Below are 19,706 nucleotides of genomic sequence, written 5' to 3' on the forward strand. Positions count from 1 at the left end.
ATTGTTTAAATCTTCATAAAGCGTTCTTCACATACTTTATGATTGTAATTTTTACTTTTATAGTTGTTCTTAAAACGTCATTATTTTAAAGTAGCTAATAAATAGATTACATAACCCGATTTCCCTTTCACTTTATTGATTTCCCAATTGAAAGCATCTTGATTTTCAAGCCCTTTAACCAATTCTTTCATTTCTTCAACAGAATAGGTTCTTAAGGACGAAACTACTCCGTCCCATAAAACACAGATAGGAACTATTGGAATCAAATAGGTAAAAATTATGCGCCCAAAACTAAACGGCTTAATGAATGGCGTTACCAACAAAACCGATATTGGTGAAAGCAGCATTACCATAATACTCAGAAAACTTCGCTCCTGAGCTTCAAAAATGGCTATATTACTTTTGGTATTTACTGCATTTTGTAATATCTGCTTGGCGTCATCAGTTTCAAAATGATGGAATGACAAAAATTGAGTACGTAATCCTTTAAAATTCTCAGGAACATTGCGGGCATCCACAGGTTCTGCAACAAATTCAAAATTTTCGGCTTGTTTTTGAGTATAGCGAAAAGCTTTTTTGTTGGGATAATAGTCGGTCAAGAGAATTTTCAAATCTGGCTTAGTTTTTAAAAGTTCGGTATTGAGCCAAAGCAGACCACCTCCGCCGCCTGAAGCTAAATCTATTATTTGATTGTTTTTAGAAGCCTCTAATCCTTTTTCAATTACAGGAATTACAGGTTGGTACAATTTTGTTTTATTGGATAGAAACTGTAAAAAATCTGTCATGTAATTTCTAAGAAAAGTTGGAAACCATTTTTGGTCTTCAATTTCAAATAAGTGAATACGACTCATACACTTTTAATTTAATGATTGATATTAATTGGTTTTTTTATAATTGATTACTGCCCAAATATTAAAAACTAAAGCAAAAACGATGATACAGGCAAAATGTGGCAATACGTTGTGAAAACCGCTGCCTTTTAAAATAAACATCCGCATCACATCAATCAGATAGGCAACAGGATTCAATTTGGAAATCCAGATGGCCCATTCCGGCATACTATCGATAGGCGTAAACAAGCCACCCAAAAGCAAGAAAATCAATTGAAAGAAAAACATGACCAGCATCGCCTGTTGTTGAGATTCACAGTAAGTTGAAACCAACAAACCAAAACCTAGTATTGCTAGCAAATAAATCGCCACAAAAGCATACATAACCAACATATTGCCTTCTGGCACAATACCATATATGTATCGTGCCAATAACAATCCTATCGTAAAAACGATATTAGCCAATATCCAGAATGGAATAAGTTTACCAAGTATGAAATGGTGTTTTTTTATAGGAGTTACGTTAATCTGCTCGATAGTACCAATTTCCTTTTCTTTAACAATATTGAGCGTAGCAAGAAAACCTCCAACCAAAGTAACCAACAGGGCCAGAATTCCGGGTACAAAATACTTTTGATAATTGAGGTTTTTATTGAACCAGTTTTCAGATCTTATTTCGATTGTTGGCATTTCATAGAAAGATGAAGGATTTTTCAATTTCATTCGGATATTATGATTAAAATCGGCTATGGTCTGTTGCAGATAATTGGCTCCCAAACCCGCTTTACTTCCGTTAATGGCATTTACGGCAACAAATAACTTTTCTTCATTATCACGGATTAGATTTCGCTCGAATCCTTTTGGAATTTCCAAAATTAAATCGGCTGCATCGTTTTCAATATTTTTCAAAGCTTTTGTATAAGACGACTCATAACTCTGTAATTTGAAATAAGGAGTCCCCGAAATTTTACTGATTAATTCTTTAGAATAACCCGATTTATCATTATCAACAATAGAAATATTGATGTTTTTCACTTCATAATTGGCAGCTAAAGGCAATATCAATAGCTGGATGGTTGGCATCATAAAAATAATAGCCAAAATCGATTTGTTCCTGAATATCTGACGGAACTCTTTTCGTAGGAGAAAAAGTAATGTTTTCATAATTATTCCAATCTGATTTTAAATTTTCTTAAGCTCACTAATAGCAGAAACAAAGTGATACCCAAAAGAATAAGCGTTTCCTTCCACACAGATTCAAACCCCAATCCTTTTATCATTATATTTTTGACAATTATATAAAACCACTTCGATGGTACTATATTGGAAAATAATTGCAATATTTTGGGCATGTTTTCAATCGGGAACATGAATCCGCTGAAAATCATTGTTGGCATTAACATCCCTACTAATGAAACCAGCATAGCTAATTGTTGTGAAGTAGTATTTATGGATATCAAAATACCTAAAACCAAACAACAGGTTATGAACAATGCGCTTTCGAGAACGAGTAACAACAAACTTCCTTGAATGGGCAAATCCATCGCATATACGCTCAACAATAAGATGGTACCTAAATTGATTAACGATAAAATGAAATACGGAACTGCTTTAGCCAGAATAACCATTATTGGCCGGAATGGCGACACCAAAAGAATTTCCATAGTGCCCATTTCTTTTTCCTTGACAATTGAAATAGCCGTCATCATCACACAAATAAGCATTAGCACCATTGCCATTACACCCGGAACAAAATTGTGAACTCCTTTCATTTGCGGATTATACAACATTCGGGTTTCCGCTTTAATTTGGTAAGGTATTTGAACCGTGTTATTTATGTCTTTTTGGTAATCGTTAATAATTGCCGACGCATAGTTGGTTATTGTCGTTGCGGTGTTCGGATCTGATGCATCTGCCAAAACCTGAATTTGTGCTTTATGCTGGTGCATTAAATCATTATTGAAATTGGCAGGTAACACTATAGCCGCCTTGATTTTCCCGTTCCTGAATTGCTCCAGAATTTCTTTTTGTGAAAACGGAGTCTTCTCAATTTCAAAATAACGACTGCTCTCAAACTTGGTGATTATTGCTTGTGAACTTTGGTCTTTTGCATTGTCAACTACGATAATTTTAGAGTTTTTCAATTCATTGGTTAACGCAAAACCAAATAACGTAATCTGGGCGATTGGCATTCCAAACAAAATGAACAGCGTTTTTCTATCACGCAATACGTGGAAAAACTCCTTTAGTACAAACATTAAAAACTGTTTCATATTTTTAAGTGCTAATGTTAATCGCCTCTTTGGGCAACTCGCGCCAATTGATAAAATACCTCATCCATAGTGGCGACGTTAAACTGATTTTTCAAATCGGTTGGTGATCCTAATGCGGAAATCGCTCCATCAACCATCATCGAAATACGATTACAATACTCTGCTTCGTCCATATAATGTGTGGTTACAAAAATGGTAATACCCCGTTCAGCTGCTTCATAAATCAAATCCCAAAATTGTCTCCTAGTTACCGGATCGACACCTCCTGTTGGCTCATCAAGAAATACAATTTCAGGATCATGGAATACGGCTGTACAAAATGCCAACTTCTGTTTCCATCCCAAAGGAAGGCTGGCTACAAGTTTATTTGCTTCTTTCTGTAAGCCCAGTTTTGTAATAAGTTGCTCACTTTTTGATTTAATCTGCTCATTGGAAAGGCCGTATATGCCTCCAAAAAATTCCAAATTTTCCAAAATAGTTAAATCTTCATACAAGGAGAATTTCTGACTCATGTAACCAATGTGTTTTTTGATTTTTTCAGTTTCCTTAAACACATCATAGCCTGCAATGGTAGCAGAACCCGAAGTTGGTATAGACAAACCGCACAACATACGCATGGCGGTGGTTTTCCCTGCTCCATTCGCTCCTAAAAAGCCAAATATTTCACCCTTATACACTTCAAAGCTGATTTCTTTTACCGCTGTAAAATCACCAAAGCGTTTGCATATTTTTTCGGCCTTAATAGATATTTCCCTATTCGTTTCCATCATGTTTATTTTTATCAAATAATAACAGCATGAAACTATCTTCTACTGTTGCTTTAGCAAGTTTTACTTCTATATCAGAATGTCCTTGTGTTTTCAGATAGTTTTCGATTTCTGAAATAGTATCACTTTGCTCATTCAAAACTGTTAGATGAGCATATTCCCCAAAGGCATAGCTATTGTCCGTATTACCCCAATGGCTTAAAGATTTCAACACTCCATACATATTATTAGCCTTTACATCATACAATTGCTTTGGATAATTGGACATAATGTTTTGTGGTGAATCGATCGAAAGAATTTTACCATCCTGCATCAATGCAATTCGATCACACATGGTAGCTTCGTCCATATAAGGTGTAGAAACCATAATAGTGATGTTTTGCTTTTTTAACCTTTTCAGCATTTCCCAAAATTCTTTTCGTGAGACAGGATCTACCCCGGTTGTAGGCTCATCTAGAAAAAGTACTGTTGGTTTGTGGATAAGAGCACAGCAAAGAGCTAATTTTTGTTTCATTCCTCCCGATAACTTCCCTGCCCGTCTGTCTTTAAACTTTTCAATCTGACTGTATATATCCTCAATCAAATGGTAGTTTTCCTCTATAGTTGTATTGAAAATAGTGGCAAAAAAACGTAGATTTTCTTCGATAGTCATGTCTTGATACAGCGAAAATTTACCAGGCATGTAACCTACATTGTTTCTGATTTTTTTATAGTCTTTTACAATGTCAAAACTATCTACTGAAGCTATACCGCTGTCTGGTAAAACCAAAGTAGTCAATACTCTAAACAAACTCGTCTTCCCTGCTCCGTCTGGACCTATGATGCCAAAAATTTCGCCACGGTTTACTGTAAATGAAACATTGTTTACTGCTACTATTTCCTTTTGCTTACCATAAGCTTTTGAAATATTCTCAACTCGTACGGCAATTTCAGCATGGCTGTTTTGTTCGGAATGGTCAATATCTTTTTTAATAGCTTCCATTATTGCACGTTTTACAATTTAACTTCGCCGTACATGCCAATTTTAAGCAATCCGTCGTTTTTCACTTTTATTTTAACAGCATAAACCAAATTAGCTCTCTCTTCTTTTGTTTGTATCGTTTTTGGTGTAAACTCGGCTTTGTCGCTAATCCATTCAATAATTCCTTCGTATTTTTTATAGCTATCGGCTTCAGAATCAACAAAAACAGTTACTTTTTGCCCGATTTTAACTTTAGAAAATTGATTACCAGTTATGTAGGCTCTTAAGGTTATCGTCGATAAATCAGCTATTTTGTACAATGCTTTACCAGTTGATGTCATCTCGCTCTCTTCAGCAAATTTTGTAATAACGCTTCCATCCAATTCATTGATAATCTGTGATTTTTCGAGCTGGTCGTTGATTTGCTCAATTTGTGCCTTAATAGCTTCCGCCTCTTCACCTAAACTTGAAACAGAATTTCCTAAAGAAGTGTGTTGCGCAGCAATTTTCTTCTTAATGATATCTATCTGACTACCGGCATCATCCAATTGCTTACGGGTTGCTGCATCCGCTTTTACCAAATTTGCAATACGGTTTTGCTCTCTTCTAGCATGCTTCAAATCTTCCTGTAAAGCAGCAGTTTCAGCGGCAATATTTGGTTTTCTACTTATAATTGCACTCATTTGTGCTTCCAATTGTTTTTTCTTTAGCGACAACTGAACGGTATCAATATATCCTAATTTTTGACCTGCTTTAAGAACCTGTCCTTCTTCAATACTCAATTCTTTGATAAGGCCACTTGCCTGTGCTGATACAATGGTTTCTACAGCTTCAAATGTTCCTGTTGCATCGAATTCATTTTCGTTGTTACCACATGATAATAAGAACAGTGCTGCAATTACTATGATTAATTTAGTTTTCATATTTCTTAAAGAATTAGTTTCCAGTTATTGTTTTTTCTTTGTACAATGCCATGAGTAATTCTATTTCATGGGCTTTTTTGTTTTGCATTGCTTTGTTTTCTTCGTTTACCTCCTGCAAGTAATCATTACTGTCAATGACACCATTTTCCAGTTGTGCTAATGAAGCTTTTTTAATACTGCTTCTTAACATTATTATCTTTGCATCTGTATCAATGAACTCTTGTAACTTACTGATTTCGGCATTTTGTTGTTTGAGTTGCTGATTAGTATTGAAAAGAAATGTTTCTCGATCTGCGTTATTCATTTCTTTTTTGATATCTAAAATTGCTTTCTCTTTTTTCTTGGTAAACGACATCGACCAGTTTAGACGAATACCTCCGATAAAATAACTTTGCACACCTTCTTCAAACATATTTAATCCCGGGTTTGACATTCCAGATTGAGCAAACAAACTTATTTTGGGAGTATCTCTTATACTGATTAATTTTTTATCGGCATCCAGCTTCTGATTTTTATAATCGAATAATTGCAGTTCCGGGCGATTGATTGTTGCAACTGTTGATGTCGGAACTGGTTTTTCAAAAATGCTCTTTTCATTGATTTCAAAACCTGTAAAAAGCGACAACATTTGAACAAAAGCAATTTTGCTGTTTTTGATTTCGATGGCTTGTAATTCTGCTTTTAACAGTTCTGCCTTCAGGATTTCAGCACTGCTGCGAAATGCGGTACCATTAATAATTTGTGCTTCCACTGTTTTAAGCCCGATTTTAATATCGGTTTTCAACAATTCGTTTTGTGCTGCTTGTTCGTCTAAAAGCAGGATTCCAAAATATAAATTATTAACTCTGTCTTTTACCGCATACAATTCAACCTCAACAGATTGCAAATCAATTTTATTGATTGCCTGTTCAGTTTTTTTTCTGTTTTTGATAACACCTCCGTCAAAAATCAATTGGTTAACATCCGTATAAGCTTTGTATTGTGTTTGGCTTATCTCGGGCATATCAACACCCGGAATTGATACCGGAAATTTAGTTACATCAGATTGCCAAGACAATTGATTAACCCCCGAAAGCTGAGGAAGATATCCCTTAGAAATATTAGAAATCGAATACTCAAGGCTCTTTGAAATAAGTTCCTTCTTTTTCGTCGATGGATACTGCTCTATGGCAGCTTTTTGACATTCTTCTAAAGTTAGGATTCTCACTTCCTGAGCTTTAGAAAACGTTGTTAAAAACAACAACAGTAATACATAATTCATTTTCATTTTTTTGTTTTTAATTTAAAAATTTGTTTTAATCATTTGATTAATTTATGGATAAAAAAATAGCTATTCTTTTTCCAGAAGAATTTTTACCCAATGTGGAATTAAAGTTCTCCTTTCATCCATCAGCACTTCAAAAGTTTCATTAGTTGCCATTCCTGAAGCAAACATCATTGGTTTTGCCAAAAAAGGAAAAACCGTAAGACCAAGAACACTAATCATAAAATGAACTGGATTAACCTCTGGCTTTTTATCATACAATTGTTTTGCAAAGGATGAATTAACAATAGCATCGAGCTTGATTCTTCCGTCAAAAAGCTGAGGATTATTTTTCAACTCACTAAATACAAAAATTGGCAAATCAGGATTCTCAAGGAGCATTTTTGTATACGTTTCAACAATGGCTTGTACTTTATCTTCTAGCGTTAAGCTTTCGTTTGTTAGAACCGGAAAAAGAACACCAAAAATTTGTTGCACTTTTTCAAATATCACCTGATGAAACAACTTTTCTTTACTTCTAAAGTAATAATTCAACAAGGCTAAATTAATTCCAGCTTCATCTGCAATATCTCTAGTCCTGGTAGCAGCATAACCTTTTTTCATAAACACAACTCTGGCCGCTTCTTTAATTCTCTCTTCAGTAGTTTCGTCTTTTTTCAATTTTTAGGGCTTTAATTTCAGGACAAAGATATAACTTTTTTTGATTTAAACAAATTTTTTAATCAAATGATTGATTTTTTTAACTTTGCTCCTAATCGACACTGATTCAAACCTATAGAATTAAACTTTAAAACTAGAAGAAAAAAATATAAAAGAAGATTCTAAGTATAATACTTAATTCCATTTAACCGCTCAATATCAAACAATAAGCTAACATATTATTCACTAACTTTATAAAACCTATTTGAAATACAATGAATTTTAACGAATTTAAGCATAGCCCTTTTGAAATAAAGATTTCTTTCCACAAAGTATTAGAAACCTTAGAAGATATAGCTGCTTCCAATATTGATTATCGCTCGAATTATGCGAAAGCATTGATAGAAAAAACTTCGGAGATTTCCAATATAAGGAACGGTTTTGAGAATATGGATCAAATTAATGAGAATGAAACATTAATTCAACATTTGCTTGCAGATTTATTTCCAACAGCTCTAACTCATAATGAAATAAAAGCCGTTACTATTCCTTTTTTAAATATTACTTTCAATTATACTGAAAGATTTAAAAAAATATTGGCTGATGCTGGAAGTGAATTTGACATTTCCATCAGAGATTTCGACAAAGATCAGTTTTATGTAATGAATTGTTGTTTGATTCTCAACGCCCATTACAATCAAAAGTTTGATTTCAGCAAACCACTCTACTATGATATTCCTGATTCTGAAGGCATAACAAGACACTATCGCATTCTATACAATGCCGATTTTCTAGAAATTATACCAACAGAAAAGTCCGTTACAATTACTCAAAAAGATATCGAAATTCTAATTGACAATTTTGAAAACGTAGAACTATGGAAAGAAAAATTTCCACCTCAAAGTTGGCTATTGAAAGGTTTTGGTATCGTTGTACTTTATGATGCAACTACAGAAAATGCAATTTCAAATCTTAAAACAGGCTTGAACAAACTTAATGATGAAGAAACAAAACCTAATATTGATAACTTTTCTAAAATATTTCAATCGATTTTTAGAATATCAAACATCAAGATTGGCTTTACCTCATTATTAGGAAAGGAAATCATTCCGAATGAAAGACGAATTAATAGTTTCATTTTAGGCAATCGATCCGAAATTATGTGCAAAACCATATTGCCTGTAAGCATATACGACACTTTAATTAATCAGCAGAAAAAAGTTGAAATTTCAAATGTAGAAAGATTAAAACAAAATATTGAATACCAAAGTTTTGCCAACCATCTGCTTGAGCAAAATATTCATAGTTGCATACTGGCTCCCGTTGTCAAAGAAAATAAGCTGTTTGGAATTTTAGAAATTGTTACCTCAAAAAAAAATGAACTAAATAGTCTTAATTCGAATAGACTAGACATAATTATGCCTTTTATAGCCGATACAATTGATCGATACAATGCCAGTGTTTTGAATAAAATAGAAGCAATTATACAAAAAGAGTATACTAAAATACATTCAAGCGTTTATTGGAAATTTCAAGACAATGTTTTAAACTATATCATTTCAAGCGATCATAAGTCGGATTACGAATTCAGTGATATTGTCTTTAAAGATGTTTATCCGCTTTACGGACAAATAGATATCAAAGAATCATCGGGTACCAGAAATTATGCTGTTCAGCATGACATTCAAAACCAATTGAACGATTTAATTAATATTATTTCATTACTGCATCAAAAATCAAATCTGAAAATCCTGGAACAACGAAAATTCGAACTCGAATCCTATTTAAAGGAACTCCAAACCAATTTAAAAGCCGATACAGAGCAACAAATAAACCGTTACGTAGAAACAGAAATTCATCCAATTTTACAAAACGCAATAAATAGTGCTACTGGAAATTCAGAAAACATCCAGGAGTATTTTGAAAAAATAGACGATACAACAGGTACTTACTACAACGAACGTAAAAAATTTGACGCCACACTTACCACTATTAATAAAAAACTTAGTGTGGTTTTGGATGACAAACAAAAAGAAGCACAAGCCATCTTTCCGCATTACTTTGAACGCTTTAATACCGATGGTGTTGAACACAATATGTACATTGGAAACTCCATTGCGCCACAATCCAACTTTAGTCTAACTTATTTGTACAACATGCGTTTGTGGCAACTTCAGGTACTTGCAGAAATGGAAAGGGAACACTACGCTTTAAAAGATTCGCTTCCTTATCCGTTAGAAGTTACTTCACTGATTTTGGTTTTCAGTTCACCGATTACCATTCGTTTCCGTATGGATGAAAAGCGCTTTGATGTAGACGGTTCGTACAATGCTCGTTACGAAGTCGTTAAAAAACGAATAGATAAAGCCATGGAAAAAGGAACCCAAAAGCGCATAACTGAACAAGGCAAAATAACCATTGTATATTCTCATGCTGATGAAGAAAAAGAATACAAAAAATACATCGAATACCTTCAGTTTCAAAAAATTCTGGAACCAACAACTGAGTTTTTGGAAGTAGAAGATTTACAAGGTGTTTCCGGTTTAAAAGCTATCCGTGTAAAAGTAAAACTGAATTAATATCCAGACGTTTTAAAAGCCCAGACAAAAGCAAAAACCGATGCAATTAGTCCTATCATAAAAATAGTGTACGTCATTCGCAAAAGTTTGTATTTTCGGTTTAAAACCAAGCCGAGATAATACAAGTCTTTTATCATGGAATTGTACAAATAATCACGGTCTTTCATCAGTTCATTTACTGCCCATTCATATTCGGGCAACGGCATTTTGTAGAAATTCCCGAAGAACAACAAATTCACTTTTTTGTCTTCAATGTCTTTTCGGGTAAATGTGCCACTGGTTACTTTTGGCCGTGTTGACATAATCGCAAAAATGATAGTTACAACACTAGACATTAAAAGTATAAAAGTAGGAATTACCAAATGAGCATTTCCCGGACTATCCAGTTTCGGAATCAAGGTCGATAACGAAATCGAAATAATAATCGCATTTACCGAAAGTAATATATTGGCCTTGCTGTCTGCAATTTCACTCAAACGGGTGTGGTTGTTTAACGTAGTACGAAACATTGTATCGATACCGCGTTCCGGTCGTTCCAGCTTTTCCAGCTTCTTCTTATTGATTTTGGATTTTGAAAACTCTTTTTCGCCGCCGGAAAGTTTCTTGATTTGTTCGTGTACCAAAAAAATGTTTCTGTCTTTTTGCTGCTGCCAATTGGCCTTAGCGTAATCTGTAAAATAGCGATGACAATTAACCAAAACGTGACGATTTTCGGTAGCCCATTCTATATCGGTGTAGGTTTTATGCTGTATTAGCTGCCATTCATCTCGCAATAATTGACATATAGCCATATAATTTTCATTACCAAAATGCCAATAGTCAGCATCTTTTATGATTTTCTCCAATAAATTTTCCGGCTGATAATCTACTTTGGTAGCTTGAATTAATTTAGCCACCTTGTCAATAAATTCTTTATCTTTATTGTGATTTTCAAGGAATCCGCGAACAATCGATATACTTTGTTCTTCATGATTTGAAAATCCTTTAATATAACCGGTATCGTGAAACCATGCTGCAAGAAGTACTATTTCTAAATCTTCTGTTTTTACATTTTCATTCAAGGCAAGTAAATTAGCTGCCGAAACCACTTTTTGGGTATGGTTGAAGTTGTGATAAACGTAAGAATCCGAAAGCTGTTCTTTAAAAAGATTGAACACGAAATCTTCAGCAGTTTGCATGATATTCATAAACGTATTTTTAATACCACTAATTTATGAAATTGTTTTGTGTAATTAACGTAAAACAAATACGTAAGCCATTTACTTACGCATTAATACTCTTTTTTCTGCATTCTTGTGCAACATACAAACCAGATTTTGGTAAAAAAACTGCTGCTACACTTTCCGAAAATCAATCGGATTCTATAAAAACATTACATACCTTTTATTTAATTGGTGATGCCGGAAATGCTGACGAACCTCAAACCCAAAACACTTTAGCACTTTTAGAAGAAAATTTGAAAAAAGCAGATAAAAATGCTACACTCCTATTTCTTGGCGACAACATTTATCCTTTAGGAATGCCGGCCAAAAAGAAAGATCCTGAACGGGAATTAGCGGAAATCAAATTGAAAAATCAGCTTAAAATTACTGAAAACTTTAAGGGTAAAACCATTTTTATTCCCGGAAATCACGATTGGTATCACGGTATCAAAGGCTTAAAAGAACAGGAAACTTTTGTAAATGATTACTTGAAAGCTAAAAAAGCGTTTTTGCCGCAAAACAGTTGTGCTTTAGAAAGTGTAAAAATCAATAATGATGTAACCCTGATTATCGTTGACAGTCAATGGTTTTTAGAAGATTGGGATAAAATTCCGCTAATTAACGACGAGTGCGACATCAAAACCCGTGAAAAGTTTTTTGAAGAATTTGAAAGCCTCATCAACAAGAACCAAAATAAGGTTACGATTTTGGCAATTCATCATCCGTTAATGAGCAACGGACCACACGGCGGTCAGTTTTCGTGGGACAAACAAATTTATCCGTCAAAAGCCAAAATTCCAACGCCAGTTTTGGGTTCATTCATTAATTTATTGCGAAAAACATCCGGAATCAGTCCTCAGGACATCCAAAACAAGCAATATTCTGCTTTTATCAACAGAATTTTGCCAATCATTCAGAACAATGACAATATTGTGGTCGTTTCCGGACACGAACACAATTTACAATACATAGAAAAAGATGGTTTAAAACAAATTATCAGTGGTTCGGCATCCAAAAGAGAAGCGGCAAAAGCGATTTATCCAGTCAATTTTTCTTTTGGCGGTAACGGATATGCCGTCTTAAAAGTAAAGGAAAACAAAAGTACCGAAGTACAGTTCATCAGCACCGAAAACAACACCGAAAAAGAACTTTTCTATCATCAGGTTTTAAAGCCGCATATTGCCAAAGATTCTATTTATCCGTATAAAGCGGACAAGACTTTTGCAGCATCGGTTTATCATCCTGAAATGACAAAAAAGAGCGGATTTTATCGCTTTTTGTGGGGCGAACATTATCGCAACTATTACGGTAAAGCTATTGAAGCTCCCGTTGTCTACCTCGACACCCTTTACGGTGGCTTAAAACCCTCAATCGAAGGCGGCGGTCATCAGTCGTTATCATTGCGCTTAAAAGATAAAAACGGAAAAGAATACGTAATGCGCGGTCTCAGAAAAAGCGCTACCCGATTTTTGCAAACCGTTGCGTTTAGAGACCAAAACATTGAAAACGAATTCAAAAACACGACTGCAGAATCTTTTATTTACGATTATTACACTACAGCGCATCCGTTCACACCATTTATTATTGGTGAGTTAGCTGATAAAGCCGGAATTTATCATTCAAATCCAAAACTGTTTTATGTTCCCAAACAAAATGCTTTAGGAAAATACAATGAAAATTTTGGCGACGAATTGTATATGATTGAAGAACGTCCTACCGATGAGCACAAAGATCTTGCGAGTTTCGGTAAACCGGACGCCATTGTTGGCAGCGATGATGTTTTGGCAAATTTGCGCAAAGATGAAAAATACGAAGTTGATGAAACTGCCTATATCAGAGCGCGATTATTCGACATGCTCATTGGCGATTGGGACCGACACATTGACCAATGGCGTTGGGCGGAATATAAAAAAGACGACAAAATTATTTACAAGCCAATTCCTCGAGATCGCGACCAGGCTTTTGCTAAAATTGACGGTAACTTACTGGAATTAATTGCCAATGGAGCGCCTGCAACAAGGCACATGAAATCGTTTAAAAAAGAGTTTGCCGATGTAAAATGGTTCAATTTTGCGGCAAATTCGCTTGATTTGGCGTTCATTAAAAATAATGATATTGAAACTTGGAAAGCTCAGGCTCAAGATATTGTGAAAAACTTAACGGATGATGCTATTGATTCGGCTTTTGCAAAACTTCCGAAAGAAATGAATACTGATGCGACAACTGCTAACATTGTTGCAACCTTAAAAGAAAGAAAAAAAGGATTAGAAGCCTATGCCGTAAAATACCATCATGTTCTTGAGAAAAAAATTCTGATTTTAGGAACCGACAAAAAAGACAAATTCATAATAACCCGACTAAACAACGGAAAAACAAAAATCGAAGTACTGCGAATTATCAAGGGAGAAGAACAACTTCAGTTTTCCAAAATTTATGATAAAAAATACACTAAAAACATCTGGATTTATGGTCTTGATGAAGATGACGATTTTATCGTAAACGGTGATGGCGGTTCTCCTATTTTTATCCGATTAATTGGTGGACAAAACAAAGACACTTACACCATCAACAACGGAAAAGGATTAAAAATTCATGATTTTAAATCGAAGCCGAATACTTTCAACTCCAACAAAAATGCAAGAGTTGCGCTTTCTGACGATTACGACATCAATGAATATTATTACAAACGCCCAACATTAGATGCAACGATGGTTTTACCTTCGATCGGTTCCAATCCGGATGATGGTGTAAAATTAGGAGCTGCAATTACTTATACCAAATACGGGTTTATTAATGCTCCGTTTACCCGAAAACATACTTTTAAAGGCAATTACTATTTTGCCACCGAAGGTTTTGAACTCTTTTACAACGGCATTCTCACCAAAGCCATCAAAAATTGGAATTTTGAATTGGATGCGCAATACACTACACCCAATTTCAGTATTAATTATTTTGGTTATGGCAATGAAACTATAAATGAAGATGATGCATTTGGCATGGATTTCAATCGAGTTAAAATTCAGCAGTTTAAAGTGGCTCCATCCATTAGACGAATTGGCCGTCATGGCAGCGATTTACAATTTTCTGCAAGTTTTGAAAATATCGAAGTGGAAGGAACCAATAATAGATTCGTTAATATTCCGGGAGCCGTTTCTTCTACAATATTTGAATACCAGCAATTTGCCGGTTTAGGAATGCGATTTGGTTTTGAAAATTATGACAACATTTCCAATCCAACTATGGGAATGACGTTTTATGTTTTAGCGAATTGGAAAATGAACCTTTCAGACAACAAGCGAAACTTTCCATATCTTGAAGGTGCTTACGGAATCAGTCATAAATTATCCACCAATGGTCGCCTTGTTTTCGGAACACTTTTAAAAGGAAAAATGCTTTTAAACAACAATTTCGAGTTTTATCAAGGTGCAACATTAGGCGGAGATTACGATTTAAGAGGTTACCGAGCGCAACGTTATTTGGGTAAACAATCATTTTATCAAAGCTCGGATTTGCGTTTCACACTAGGTAAAATCAGTCAAAGTTTAATACCGATGCGTTACGGAATTTTGGGAGGATACGATTACGGACGCGTTTGGGTTGATGGCGAAAATTCCAACAAATGGCATCAGGCTGTTGGTGGCGGAATTTGGCTTAACGGCTTAAATTCAATAACTGGCCGCTTAACCTATTTTAATGGAACTGACGGAAACAGAATAGCGTTCGGATTAGGTTTCGGATTCTAACAAAACAATTATGGATTCAAATCAAACTGATATACAATGCCACCACTTTTCTTCACTTTCTCATCAGCAATAAAAAGCGTGTTGCCGTTTTTAAAAGCAATCGCTTCTTTTTGGGAATTATGATTCAGATTAATTTCCGATATTTTACCATCGAAAAAAGCATCCTCTTTAAAATCTTCAAAAAGCCATACTTTCTGGTGACTTAAAATTGCAATCCGCTTTTGATTAGGACTAATTGCCGCACCCGTTACTGCTCCGGAATTGAATGTATCATCGGTTTTATACGAACCCATTAAAGTCGCCTGATGATTTCCAGCAGTCATCGGAACACGATACAACAAAGTGGTTCCGTCAAAATTCTTGCTTCGGTTTTTGGTAAAAATATAGAAGTGATTGTTGTACACGATAAAAGCTTCGGCATCATATAACAATTCCAATTTTTTAGGTGGAAAATCTTTTTGTTCGGGATAGCTGAAACTAATTTTAGCAACGGCATCGGTTTCTTCAGTGTCTAACGAATCTTTACTGATTTTATAAATGTACAAATCTTTTCGGATATTGTCGTTGTTGCCGAAATCACCGATGTAGATATTCCCTTCGGTATCGCTGGCTAAATCTTCCCAATCGATATTTTCGGCATTGGCAATTGTAATTTCATTAGCAATATCACCTGCTTCGGTTAGCTGAAAAAGAACATTTTTATTTCCACTATCGGCAATAGCCCAAATAGAGTTATCCACTGAAGTTATCCCCGAAATCTCTTTTAATTTTTTCGGTAAATCGAAGAGCTTTTCCGGTTGGGTTTCCGAAGGTGTACAACGCAAAAACAATAATCCTATAACAAAAAATGGAACGACTTTTTTCATGCTTAATTTTTACACTACTAAATTACTGCTTTTAACAACATTCTCTAAAACAATAGTTATTTTTGTGCTGCAGAAAAAAAAACTCATTCATGTTACAGCTCGTTTTCGCTTCCAACAACAAAAATAAAATCAAAGAAATTCAACAATTAGTTCCTTCAGATATACGAATTCTCAGTTTAGAAGATATTGGTTGCGATGTCGATATTCCTGAAACTGCCGAAACCATTGAAGGAAACGCCATTCTAAAAGCCAATTATGTAACCAAAAACTATGGTTATCCTTGTTTTGCTGACGACAGTGGCTTGGAAGTCGATGCTCTAAACGGCGAACCCGGAGTTTATTCTGCTCGTTATGCCGGATTGCAGCGAAATGATGATGATAATATGATCAAAGTCTTGACCAATCTTCAAAATCAATCCAACCGCAAAGCCAATTTTAAAACGGTTATTGCTTTAAACCTCAACGGAGAGCAACATTTATTCACCGGAATCATCAACGGAGAAATCATTCATGAAAAACGCGGAACAAATGGTTTTGGCTACGATCCGATTTTTGTAGCTGAAGGATACCACAAAACCTTTGCAGAACTTTCTATGGAAGAAAAATCCGCCATCAGTCATCGTGGAAAAGCGGTGAAACAACTGATTTCATATCTTCAAAAAATGTAGTTTTTATTGTAAAATTCTCAATAAAAAGGCACAAAAATCTTAAAATATTCAAGGTTTACATTTACTTATTTTTGTAATTTACTGATTATCAAATATTAATAAATTCACAAATAAATATTTTCCGCTAGTTTATCTCGTTAATTAGCAGTACTTTTGCACCCAATTTAAAAATAACAAATGAACAAATTTGAACAATTGGGTCTTAACGAGTCGCTACTGCTGGCGATCAAAGATCTAGGATTTGAGAATCCGTCAGAGGTACAGGAAAAAGCGATTCCCCTATTATTGGAAAAAGACACCGATATTGTGGCGTTGGCGCAAACAGGAACAGGAAAAACAGCCGCTTTCGGTTTTCCGTTGATCCAGAAAATTGACGCTGAGGACAGAAACACTCAGGCTTTGATTTTATCGCCAACTCGCGAACTTTGTTTACAGATTACCAACGAAATTAAGCAGTATTCTAAATATGTAAAAGGACTTCACACCGTAGCGGTTTATGGCGGTGCAAGCATTACAGAACAAGCGAAAGATGTAAGACGCGGAGCGCAGATTATTGTAGCGACTCCAGGTCGTATGCAAGATATGATCAACCGTGGGATGGTGAACATCAAAAACATCAATTTCTGTGTTTTGGATGAGGCCGATGAGATGTTGAACATGGGATTCTATGACGATATCACCTCTATCCTATCCGATACACCAGAAGATAAATCTACTTGGTTATTCTCGGCTACAATGCCTCAGGAAGTTGCGCGTATTGCACGTGAATTCATGAGAAAGCCGTTAGAAATTACTGTTGGTCACAAAAACTCAGGTTCGCAAAATGTATCGCACGAATTTTATTTAGTAAATGCTCGTGACCGTTATGCAGCTTTAAAACGTTTAGCGGATGCTAACCCGGATATTTTCTCGGTTATTTTCTGTAGAACTAAAAGAGATACTCAGGCTGTTGCCGAAAAATTAATCGAAGACGGTTATAATGCAGCTGCTTTACACGGAGATTTATCGCAGGCACAACGTGATGCGGTTATGAAATCGTTCCGTGGAAGACAAATTCAGATGTTGGTTGCGACTGACGTTGCCGCTCGTGGTATCGACGTCGATGATGTTACTCACGTTATCAACTACCAATTACCAGACGAAGTTGAAACGTATACGCACCGTTCAGGTCGTACAGGTCGTGCCGGAAAATCAGGTACTTCTTTGGTAATTATCACGAAAAGTGAATTGCGTAAGATTTCTCAAATCGAGCGTATCATCAAGATGAAATTCGAAGAGAAACCGATTCCTTCTGGTATTGAAATCTGCGAAATTCAGTTATTCCACTTAGCTAACAGAATTAAAGATGTTGAAGTAGATCACGAAATCGACACCTATTTACCAGCTATCGAGGAAGTATTGAAAGATATTCCGAAAGAGGAATTAATCAAAAAAATGGTTTCTGTTGAATTTAACCGTTTCCTTGCTTATTATAAAAAATCAAGAGATATCAGTTCTGAAACAGCAGGAAACCGCAGAGATGCTGGTGCTGCTCCAACTGAAGGCGCTGTTCGTTATTTCATCAACATCGGAGCCAGAGATGATTTCGATTGGATGTCATTGAAAGACTTCTTACGCGATACGATTGGCTTAGGTAAAGACGATTTATTTAAAGTAGACGTAAAAGAAGGTTTCTCTTTCTTCAATACTGATGCTGAGCATGTAGAAAAAGTAATGGACGTTTTGAACAACTTCCATTTAGAAGGAAGAAAAATCAACGTTGAAATTTCTAAAAACGACGGAGCATCTAACAGCCGAAGAAGAGATCACGGCGGACGCGGTGGAGAAAGAAGAAGTTTCGGTGGTGGAAGAGACAGAGATTCAAGAGATCGCGACTCAAGAGGTGGTGACAGAGACAGAGCGCCACGCGGTGATAGAGGCTCAAGAGGTGAAAGTCGATTTGGCGGAGAAAAACGTTCAGACAGAAGAAGCAGTTCTTCAGATGACAGAGCGCCAAGAAACGAAAGACGTTCAGACAGAGCACCACGTCGTTCCGACTCAAGCGCACCTAAAGAAAGAAGACCAAGAAGAAGCTAATTCTTTTTGTTAATTTTCTTCTAATTCCTATAGAAACTACAAAATATCTAGTACTTTTAGGCCAACTAAAAACAAGTATGAAATATTTTGTAGTTTTTTTATTTGCCTTATTTTCGGTTACTGCGATTGCTCAGGAAAAAGGATATACCAAAATTTCCGGAGTTGTGGTTAACGAATCGAATCTGTTACCTAAAGCCGATGTGAATGTTATCAACCTTAACACCGTAAAAGGAACTACCACTAACGGTATGGGGGAATTTGAAATCGAAGCCAAAGTAAACGACACACTACACTTTTCATACATCGGATTTCAGTCTATTAAAATTCGTGTTTCTTCGGATTGGGTTAAAAACAAAACTGGTTTTAAAGTAAAGCTTACTGAAAAAGCGTTCGCAATTGAAGAAGTTTTCATTCCACGTTATATGCTTACCGGGTATTTAGAAGTCGACACCAAATTAATTGCTTTAAACGAAGCACACCGATACAGCATCTCAGGATTGCCGTATGGTTATGAATCGGGTGGAAATTCTTCTTCTCAAGTAAAAAAAGTATTGGGAGCTTTGTCTAACCCTGCGGATGCACTCTATAATGCCTTCGGTAAAAAAGGGAAAGAAATGCGAAAACTACGCGAGTTCAAAAAAGACGAAACTGTTCGTAACGTTTTAGCGTCCAAATACGACCGTGAAACCGTATCAGCATTATTGGGAATTGACAAAAAAGACATCAAAGACATCTTAAAAGGATGCAGCTATTCTGATACTTTTATCGAAACCGCTAACGATTTACAAATCATGGATGCGATAAAAGGTTGCTATGAAGATTATAAATTGCTGAAGAAGAATAAATAAGTCTTCAGTCTCAGTAGACAGTAAATAAAAAACGCTTTGACTTATCAAAGCGTTTTTTATTTGAGAA

At 35.4% G+C, this 19,706-nt stretch carries 15 protein-coding genes; 5 read left to right on the forward strand and 10 right to left on the reverse strand.

Going from position 1 to position 19,706, the window contains the following annotated elements:
- Positions 1 to 80: 80 nt before the first annotated feature.
- The 8 genes from RUH60_RS06025 to RUH60_RS06060 form a co-directional block, all read right to left on the reverse strand.
- On the reverse strand, positions 81 to 851 hold the full coding sequence (locus tag RUH60_RS06025) for a hypothetical protein (protein ID WP_313806423.1): 771 nt from the start codon (positions 849 to 851) through the stop codon (positions 81 to 83).
- Positions 852 to 875: 24 nt separating this feature from the next.
- On the reverse strand, positions 876 to 1,994 hold the full coding sequence (locus RUH60_RS06030; RefSeq protein WP_313806424.1) for an ABC transporter permease: 1,119 nt from the start codon (positions 1,992 to 1,994) through the stop codon (positions 876 to 878).
- 2 nt (positions 1,995 to 1,996) lie between these two features.
- Entirely contained in the window at positions 1,997 to 3,103 is a 1,107-nt protein-coding gene (locus RUH60_RS06035; RefSeq protein ID WP_313806425.1) for an ABC transporter permease, read from the reverse strand.
- Between the two features lie 17 nt (positions 3,104 to 3,120).
- Complete coding sequence (locus RUH60_RS06040; RefSeq protein WP_313806426.1) at positions 3,121 to 3,870, reverse strand: ABC transporter ATP-binding protein; 750 nt, start codon at positions 3,868 to 3,870, stop codon at positions 3,121 to 3,123.
- Positions 3,857 to 4,852 (reverse strand): ABC transporter ATP-binding protein, encoded by a 996-nt coding sequence (locus RUH60_RS06045; RefSeq protein WP_313806427.1) that lies wholly within the window; start codon positions 4,850 to 4,852, stop codon positions 3,857 to 3,859. The genes RUH60_RS06040 and RUH60_RS06045 overlap by 14 nt, the downstream gene beginning before the upstream one ends.
- Before the next feature lie 11 nt (positions 4,853 to 4,863).
- Positions 4,864 to 5,754 carry an HlyD family efflux transporter periplasmic adaptor subunit gene (locus tag RUH60_RS06050; RefSeq protein WP_313806429.1) on the reverse strand — a complete coding sequence of 297 codons (891 nt, stop codon included), beginning with the start codon at positions 5,752 to 5,754 and terminating at the stop codon, positions 4,864 to 4,866.
- A gap of 13 nt (positions 5,755 to 5,767) precedes the next feature.
- Positions 5,768 to 7,021: a TolC family protein gene (locus RUH60_RS06055; RefSeq protein WP_313806431.1), complete on the reverse strand. Its 1,254-nt coding sequence runs from the start codon at positions 7,019 to 7,021 to the stop codon at positions 5,768 to 5,770.
- Positions 7,022 to 7,084: 63 nt separating this feature from the next.
- Positions 7,085 to 7,678 (reverse strand): TetR/AcrR family transcriptional regulator, encoded by a 594-nt coding sequence (locus RUH60_RS06060; protein ID WP_313806433.1) that lies wholly within the window; start codon positions 7,676 to 7,678, stop codon positions 7,085 to 7,087.
- 254 nt (positions 7,679 to 7,932) lie between these two features.
- Between RUH60_RS06060 and RUH60_RS06065 the strand changes: the two genes are divergently transcribed.
- Positions 7,933 to 10,236, forward strand: a complete 2,304-nt coding sequence (locus RUH60_RS06065; RefSeq protein ID WP_313806435.1) for a GAF domain-containing protein — start codon at positions 7,933 to 7,935, stop codon at positions 10,234 to 10,236.
- On the opposite strand, the gene RUH60_RS06070 is transcribed toward RUH60_RS06065, so the two are convergent.
- Positions 10,233 to 11,423: a Pycsar system effector family protein gene (locus RUH60_RS06070; protein WP_313806437.1), complete on the reverse strand. Its 1,191-nt coding sequence runs from the start codon at positions 11,421 to 11,423 to the stop codon at positions 10,233 to 10,235. The genes RUH60_RS06065 and RUH60_RS06070 overlap by 4 nt on opposite strands.
- A 26-nt stretch (positions 11,424 to 11,449) precedes the next feature.
- Between RUH60_RS06070 and RUH60_RS06075 the strand changes: the two genes are divergently transcribed.
- Entirely contained in the window at positions 11,450 to 15,181 is a 3,732-nt protein-coding gene (locus tag RUH60_RS06075) for a metallophosphoesterase (RefSeq protein WP_313806439.1), read from the forward strand.
- An 8-nt stretch (positions 15,182 to 15,189) separates the two neighbouring features.
- Here RUH60_RS06075 and RUH60_RS06080 read toward each other — a convergent pair whose 3' ends face one another.
- On the reverse strand, positions 15,190 to 16,047 hold the full coding sequence (locus tag RUH60_RS06080) for a hypothetical protein (protein ID WP_313806441.1): 858 nt from the start codon (positions 16,045 to 16,047) through the stop codon (positions 15,190 to 15,192).
- 89 nt (positions 16,048 to 16,136) lie between these two features.
- On the opposite strand from RUH60_RS06080, the gene RUH60_RS06085 reads away from it, so the two are divergent.
- The 3 genes from RUH60_RS06085 (at position 16,137) to RUH60_RS06095 (ending at position 19,639) form a co-directional block, all read left to right on the forward strand.
- Complete coding sequence (locus RUH60_RS06085; protein WP_313806443.1) at positions 16,137 to 16,715, forward strand: non-canonical purine NTP diphosphatase; 579 nt, start codon at positions 16,137 to 16,139, stop codon at positions 16,713 to 16,715.
- A gap of 177 nt (positions 16,716 to 16,892) precedes the next feature.
- Entirely contained in the window at positions 16,893 to 18,791 is a 1,899-nt protein-coding gene (locus RUH60_RS06090; RefSeq protein WP_313806445.1) for a DEAD/DEAH box helicase, read from the forward strand.
- A 77-nt stretch (positions 18,792 to 18,868) separates the two neighbouring features.
- Positions 18,869 to 19,639 carry a carboxypeptidase-like regulatory domain-containing protein gene (locus RUH60_RS06095; protein ID WP_313806447.1) on the forward strand — a complete coding sequence of 257 codons (771 nt, stop codon included), beginning with the start codon at positions 18,869 to 18,871 and terminating at the stop codon, positions 19,637 to 19,639.
- Positions 19,640 to 19,706 lie beyond the last annotated feature (67 nt).

Source organism: Flavobacterium sp. (assembly GCF_032153895.1).
Classification (GTDB): domain Bacteria; phylum Bacteroidota; class Bacteroidia; order Flavobacteriales; family Flavobacteriaceae; genus Flavobacterium.